Raw genomic sequence first — 6416 nt, forward strand, 5'->3', positions numbered from 1 at the left:
GCAGCACCCCGCCGAACTGCCCGGACACGCCGCCTGCACCACCGCCCTCGCCGCGCAGCAGCCGCTCCACGTCGCCGCGTAGCTCGGGGGCGCGCAGCGCGGCGAGGGCGGTGGTGCAGGCGGCGTGTCCGGGCAGTTCGGCGGGGTGCTGCAGCGCGGTGTCGACCAGGCGCCCGGTCTGCGGCGCGTACCGCTGCGCCGCGGCGGCGAACCGGGCGCGCAGCTCCTCGCCGTCGGGCCGGGAGGCGAGGAAGGCCTCTGCGTGGGAGTGGAAGGAGAGCGAACCGAAGCGCAGTCCCCCGGGGTACGCGGCGGCCAGGCCCGCCATCCAGCGCAGGGCGGTGCCGGGGGCACGGGTGCGGGCGGCGGCCGGGTCGGCGGGCAGCAGGGCGGCCAGCTCGCGGGCGAGCGCGGTCAGGAAACGGTGCCGGACCGCCGTCAGCGGATCCGGGGCCCCGGAGTCGGTCGAGATCAGCACCGAGCCGTGCGCGTGCGGGAGTTCGTGCCGGACCGGGGTGCCCTCGGTCCGAGCGAGGGCGGCAGCGCGGCGCGCGTACTCCTCGGGGGTCCAGGTCGTGCCGTGTCCGGCGGCCGTGGACAGCCGCTCCCGGGCGTGCGCGAGGACCTCGGCGGGGAGCGGCTCGTGGCCCAGGTGGAGGGCCAGGTGCGGACCGCCGTCCCAGTGGCGGGTGGGGAAGGACACCTCCGGCGCGGCGGCCGTGGCGAGCTCGCCGACGAGCGGCAGCACCCCTTCGGTCAGCAGCGGCAGGACGTCCGACCGGTAGTCGTGGACGCGCAGGGTGGTCAGCACGCGGGATCCTCCTCGGGGCCGGCCTCGGCGGCCCGGTCGAACTCGAACACGGCCTCGCGCACGTGGTGGCCGGGCACCGGAGCAGGCAGGCACTCCTCCAGGAAGGGATGGGTGAAGTCGGCGGCGTCCTTGGCGAACGAGGCCAGGCCCAGCACCCCGGCGGTGTCCACGTAGCGGGGCTTGGGGCGGGGCACGGGGCGGGAGGTGACGTCGGGCACGAGGGCCTCGCCGCGTTCCCACTCGGGCAGTTGCTTGACGAAGAAGCGTGCGGGGAAGCCGTGTTCGGCCCGCAGTGTGACCAACCGGTGGAGATCGTCGGCCGAGCCGCGGTGCGCGGCGGTGAGGACGGCGGCCCCGTCGGTCTCCGGCAGGTACCAACGTCGGCGCTGGAGGACCAGGTTGCCGTGGCGCAGCCGGGGCACGGCGATCACCCCGTCGGCTCCGGAGCGGACGGCGGCCCCGGGGCCGATGTCGGCTCCGGAGCGCATGGTGGCCCCGGCGCGGACGGCGCGGGTGGCGCGCTCGCGGTACGTGTGGTCGTACGAGCACGCGACGACGCCCCCGCCCTGCAGCCACAGGGCGATCCGGGCGGGGGCGGGCAGCAGGTCCCAGCGGGTGGAGCCGATGGTGACGGGCCGCAGGCCGCGCGGGGTACGCCAGCCCAGCCGGCCGGTGGGGCCCTCGTCGACGAGGACGGCGCCCGCCCAGTCCTCGGCGGTCATCTCCTGGTCGAGGAGCGGGGGGTGGCAGCCGGTGTTGAAGCCGTGCGCGGACCGGTCCTCGGCGACCGCGGGGCCGAGGACCCGGTGCAGGCGGGCGCGCAGGAGGGCGGTGGCGTCACCGCCGACGGTGGCGTCGGCCTCCAGGAATCGGGCGGACGTGGCGCCGTAGCCGCCGAACCATCCGTTCGCGGCCCACGCGCCCCCGGCCCACTGGGCCATCAGCGCGTACGAGGCGCCGTCCGCGTGCAGCCAGTCGGGCAGGGCGGCGGTCCAGGCCGTCAGATGCTCCGGCCCGATGACCGCGTCGGCACCGTCCCCGGCGGCGACGGCCGCCGCGAACAGGTCGGCCAGGTCGCCGAGGACGAGCCGCCGGAAGCCCCACAGGTCTTCCATGGCCTTGCGGGCGTCCGGGTCGTCGAGCAGGGCGGGGTCGCCGGCGGCGGCGGAGGTGGCGAGGCGGGCGGCCTCGGCGGCGAGGTCCTCGGCCTCGGCCACCAGCCGGACGGCGCCGCCCCGGGCGCGGACGGCGGCCTGGAGCCCGATCCGCAGGTCGGCCTTGAGGTCGAAGGCGCCGAGGACGGGAAGGAGCGCCGCCGCGGCCGCGGCGGGGGACTCCTCGGCTCCGGGGACGGGCGGCAGGGCGGCCACGGCGTCCTCGTAGAGCTGCGGCGCCAGCGCTCCGGCATGCGGGAGTCGGGCCGCGACAGCACGGAACCGGGCGTGCAGGGCCGGCCGTTCGGCCGCGGAGTCGGCGGCGAGCAGCGCGACCGTGTCCCGCAGTTCCCGGACGACGGCGCGCAGCCCCGCCTCCGGCTCGTCGGCCAATGGGCCGTCTGCCGCGGCGTGTTCGCCGGGCTCCGACAGGGCGTCGTCGCAGGCGGTGAGGAAGTGGGGGTCCTGGTCGTCCACCGGGAGGGCGGGCCCGAGCAGTCCTGCCGTGAGTGCCGCGCGCATGATCTGCTCGGCGCGGGCGGGAGGACAGGCGAGGCCCTCGGCGAGCCGCCGGGCCACGTCGTCCCAGGCGTGCACGCCGAAGCGGGCGACGGCCGTGAGCTCGGTGAGCTCACGGCTGCGCCGCAGGGTCACCTTGCGGGGGCGGGGGTGGGCCACGGTGATGGCCATGAAGGCGAGTCGGCCGGGCCCGGCGGGCAGCAGCGGGGCCAGCCGGACCGGGCCGCCGGGGCGCGGTGCGGGCTCCAGCGCCGAGAGCAGGGCGCCGCGCTGGACCTCTACGGTGCGCAGGACGACGGCGGGCGGGGCGGAGGCCCAGAGCGTGGCGGGGGACGCGGCCGGGGAGGACAGGGCGACGGCCGTGAAGCGGGAGCGCGGGCTGGTCCGGGTCATGGCCCGCAGCGCGTATGCGGTGATGCGCGGTTCGGACTTGCGGTCGGCGCGGGCGGTGTCGCCGCCCGACTCGGCGTAGCGCCGTACGGCGGAGCCCAGGTGAGGGCTGATCAGCTCGACGGAGGAGGCGAAGTCGGGTGCGGCACACAGCTCGGCGAGGGCCCGCCGCTCCTGCTCGGCTCCCGGCGCCCGATCGGCCACCACCTGGGCCAACAGCGCCCGGTGGGCGACGACACCCGCCTGCCACCGTGCCACCTCCGGAAGGCGGCCGGCCGGGCCAGAGAGCTGGTCCGGGCCGAGGGGGGTGAGGGGCTTGTCGCGGATCCGGCGGCGCAGGCGCAGGAACGCGGCCGCGGCGTCGTCGCGGCCCGCGGCACCGGCCCGACCCGCAGCGGCGGCGAGAACGTCGGCGGCGGTACGGGCCGCCGCCAAGGCGTCGTGGGCGGTCGTGGTGAGCCGGTCCCACGCGGCGGCGGTCTGCGGCCGTACGAGCGGGGCGTACGGCAGGGGGTTGACCCGTGTGGCGGCCGTTTCGGCCACGACGAATCGCCGCATGGCAGGCGGTGCCCTTCTGGTCTGGCGGGCCGGCCCGGCCTCGGGTGGGCGGGGACCGGCCGGGGTGGTTCCGGATCGGCCGGCGCGCCGGGGGCCTGGACGGCCCCCGGCGGCGGTTCAGCTGCTGCTGGAGCAGCAGGAACAGCTGGCCCGGCAGCACGAGGCTCCGTTGGAAGCACCCATCACCGGCAGGCCGGTGGTGTCGGGCACGTCCTCAACAGCGATCTCTTCGAGCGAGAACTCCTCGAAGTCGATGTCCACAGCGTCCATGACGCCTCCTTGGGTTCGGGGTGCGCGGACGGGGCGCCGAGGGTTCTCGACGGCCGTCCGACCACCGGTTCTTGTGGAGTGATCACCGACGCTACGATCCGGTGATCACATCCAGCCAGAGGCGTACCGGACATTCCACTTCTGTCCGGCAAAGACGTGGGATCCCCTTGGTTTCGGGGCAATACGATATTCGAACGTCTGAGCCTAGGGGATCTCGGCTGGCTGAAAATCGTCGCCCAATTCCGGAAGGATGCATGCCATTTCGGTCAGCCGGTCGGCCCGTCAGGCCGACGGCGGCTCCGGGCGGAGAGGGGCCCAGGGCCGGACCGCCTCCAGCTGGGCCGCGACCCGTAGCACGCTCGCCTCGCCGTCGCGGCGGCCCACCAGCTGGACGGACAGGGGCAGCCCGTCGGGGCCCAGCCCGGCCGGGACGGCGGCGGCGGGGTGCCCGGTGACGTTCCACAGGGCGGTGTAGGCGACCATCGGCCGCGACCGGACCAGTGCCGTCAGCAGCCCGGCGCCGTCCAGGGCCCCGACCTGGCGGGGCCGGGCGGCGATGACCGGGGTGAGCAGGAGGTCCATGGACGTGAACATCCGGTCGACGCGCGCCGCCAGCCGCTCCCCCGCCCGGATCCCGGCCTCCACGGCGGACTCCGGGAGCAGCCGGGCGAGCGCGACGGTGCGGCGCGTACGCCGCTCCAGCAGGTCGGGGCGTTCGACGGTGTCGGCCTCCGCCCGCACCCCACCGCAGAACTGCGCCACGAACGGCGCCGTCGCGTCCGGGTAGCGCGGGTCCACCTCCCGTACGTCGTGACCCAGTTCGCGTAGGGCCCGTACGGTCTCCCGCAGGGCCTCGACGTGCGCCGGGTCGGGGCGCACCCCGGGCACGGCGGGCCGGGCTGACCAGCCGATGCGAAGCCGGCCCGGCGGGGTCTCCAGCGCTTCCGTCCAACGGACGGCGGTGGGACGGGCGTTCCACCGGTCCGTGGGGGTGGTGCCCGCCAGGACGTCGTACAGCAGGGCGGTGTCGCGCACGGTGCGGGTCAGCGGTCCCACGGTGCCGAGTGCGTACCAGAGGTGGGCGTTCGGGGCCGTCGAGACGCGCCCGCGCTGGGGTTTGAGCGCGAACAGACCGCAGCAGGCCGCCGGGATGCGGAGGGAACCACCGCCGTCGCCGCCGAGCGCCGCCCCGACGAGCCCGGCGGCGACGGCCGCGGCGCTGCCGCCGCTGGAGCCGCCGGGGGTGCGGGTGGTGTCCCAGGGGTTGCGGGTGTGTCCGTGGGCGGCGGACTCGGTGAAGGGCCACTGTCCGAACTCGGGCATCGCCGTCTTGCCGATGATCACGGCTCCTGCGGCACGCAGGCGGCGCACGGCCTCGGCATCGGCGGCGACGGGGCTACGGTTGGCGGAGCCGCCGAAGGTGGTGACCTGCCCGGCCACGTCGAGCTCGTCCTTCACCGCGACCGGCACCCCGTGGAGCGGCCCGACCGGGCGCTGCGCGTCCCGGACATCGGCCTCGGCGAGCGCCTGCTCGGCGAGGACGACGCGGAACGCGCCGAGGGCCGCGTCGAACCGGGCGATGCGGCGGAGCGCCGCCTCGACGAGGGCGCGCGAGGTGGTCTTCCCCGAGCGCACCAGCTCGGCCTGCCGCTCGACACCGAGGTACATCAACTCGGCTTCGGCCAGGTCCCGTTCCCGATCCCGTTCCCGCTTCCCCCGGCGATCCCGCTCCCCATCCCCATCCCCATGGGCATCCCGATTGCGATCCCGATCCAGGGTCACCAGCCGTCCCCTCCCCTGCTCGCCGGTACGTGCCGGGTAAGGCTGGCTCCCTGGCCCCCACGCGTCAAGCGGAACCGCGGCAGGACCGGCGGCCACGGCTGCGGCCGCCGGCGGGCACGGCCAGGGCCACGACTAGGACTGGTACGGGTCGAACGGGATGCCGGCCGGCTTCGCCTTCGCCAGGTGAGAGGCGAGGGCGTCGTTCCGGAGGCCGAAGTGCGCGCTGCCGAAGTCGGCCTGGCTGAGCTTGTCGCGCAGGGCGGTGGAGGGGTAGCCGTTCCAGCCGACGAGCGCGGGGTACTGCCAGGTGCGCTTGTGGTTCTCCGGCGGCTCGTCGTTGGTGTTGGCGGCGCGGAAGCAGTGCGTGCTGACCCCGTCCTTGTGGTAGACGATCTTGGGGTGGGTGCCTTCCCAGCGGATCCGGTCGCGGGCGTGGACGGTGAAGTCCCCGTGGTTGGAGGTCGATACGTACTTCGCCTCGTTGTTCTGGATCCACACCACGACGTGTTCCCAGTCGTGGCGGTGTCCACCGAGGCTGATGCCGGGAATGGCCTGGTCCTTCTCGAAGTACAGCGCGTAGATCACGGCGCACCAGCCGTTGTTGCAGGTCGCGCGGGAGTACCCGTTGGTGTTGTCGAGGTCCGACGCGTCCCGGCAGTTGCCGTTGAGGGCGCCGGTGGGGTTGAGCCCGCCGTTCAGGACGCCGGTCGGGCCTATGGCGGGTGTCGGGTAGCAGCCGTCGGTGTCGTAGTCGTAAGCGGGCTGGAACGTGCGCTCCATCGGGTCGGCGTTGGCGGGCAGGGCGGGGGGCGGGGCCGCGAGGGCGACCTGCGGAATTCCGACGACGAGCGTGAGGGCGGCACCGACGACTACGAGCGACCTGCGGATGTGACGCTGCGTCCGCACAGCTGACCTCCGGCGGGGTTGGGGGG

General features: G+C 75.5%; 4 protein-coding genes and 1 pseudogene. All 5 read right to left on the reverse strand.

Annotated features, from left to right (window positions below; genetic code table 11):
* Positions 1-811: pseudogene (locus tag EF918_RS30930) on the reverse strand (lantibiotic dehydratase C-terminal domain-containing protein); the annotation flags it as partial.
* Positions 805-3432, reverse strand: coding sequence for a lantibiotic dehydratase (locus EF918_RS30935; RefSeq protein WP_125652238.1), 2628 nt, complete (start codon positions 3430-3432; stop codon positions 805-807). The pseudogene EF918_RS30930 and the gene EF918_RS30935, both read right to left, overlap by 7 nt.
* 117 nt (positions 3433-3549) lie before the next feature.
* Positions 3550-3702, reverse strand: a complete 153-nt coding sequence (locus EF918_RS30940; RefSeq protein ID WP_125652239.1) for a thiazolylpeptide-type bacteriocin — start codon at positions 3700-3702, stop codon at positions 3550-3552.
* 282 nt (positions 3703-3984) lie between these two features.
* Positions 3985-5370 carry an amidase gene (locus tag EF918_RS30945; RefSeq protein WP_125652240.1) on the reverse strand — a complete coding sequence of 462 codons (1386 nt, stop codon included), beginning with the start codon at positions 5368-5370 and terminating at the stop codon, positions 3985-3987.
* A gap of 246 nt (positions 5371-5616) precedes the next feature.
* Entirely contained in the window at positions 5617-6390 is a 774-nt protein-coding gene (locus EF918_RS30950) for an NPP1 family protein (protein ID WP_185921995.1), read from the reverse strand.
* Between the last annotated feature and the right edge of the window lie 26 nt (positions 6391-6416).

This window comes from Streptomyces sp. WAC06614 (assembly GCF_003949795.1).
GTDB lineage: Bacteria > Actinomycetota > Actinomycetes > Streptomycetales > Streptomycetaceae > Streptomyces.

Coding starts and splice junctions, on each gene's coding strand:
- EF918_RS30935 (WP_125652238.1), bottom strand. CDS start 3,432: ATGCGGCGATTCGTCGTGGCCGAAACGGCCGCCACACGGGTCAACCCC.
- EF918_RS30940 (WP_125652239.1), bottom strand. CDS start 3,702: ATGGACGCTGTGGACATCGACTTCGAGGAGTTCTCGCTCGAAGAGATC.
- EF918_RS30945 (WP_125652240.1), bottom strand. CDS start 5,370: ATGTACCTCGGTGTCGAGCGGCAGGCCGAGCTGGTGCGCTCGGGGAAG.